The sequence below is a fragment of the Thermococcus sp. GR6 genome, assembly GCF_012027415.1.
Lineage (GTDB): Archaea > Methanobacteriota_B > Thermococci > Thermococcales > Thermococcaceae > Thermococcus > Thermococcus onnurineus.
In genome coordinates, this window is record NZ_SNUM01000007.1 from 1 (window position 1) to 388 (window position 388).

Consider the following 388-nt stretch of genomic DNA (forward strand, 5'->3'; position numbering starts at 1 on the left):
TTTTCCATCAGAATAGCGCTTTTTAATACCTTGATATCCAGACAGAATAGCTCCATCTACAAGCTCGCCAATTTCTGGCAAAAACGGCTTTAAATCTTCCTTTGTCTCAATTCTAATGCTCTCAAAACGTGAAGCAACGATAAAACGGCCAGAATGAGGAACTTCAATAACTTCATTTCCAAGCTTAAACCTCATACCTTTTCTAAACTCAAATATTCTGTTCACCTTTATTGGATCATTTTCACGATATGCCTCAATTGGCTTCTTTAAAACCAGCTTTCCATTCTCAACAACAGGATAAAGAAGATTCGGCTTGTTAACAAACATCTGAGCTTGTCTCTTAGCTAGAACGGGAGAATATGCAATAATTTTTTTAAAGTCAAGATTG

1 protein-coding gene is annotated in these 388 nt (G+C 36.1%); it reads right to left on the reverse strand.

Annotated features, from left to right (window positions below):
• On the reverse strand, positions 1-388 hold a 388-nt coding region (locus tag E3E32_RS10035), incomplete at both ends, for an ADP-dependent glucokinase/phosphofructokinase (RefSeq protein ID WP_304940807.1).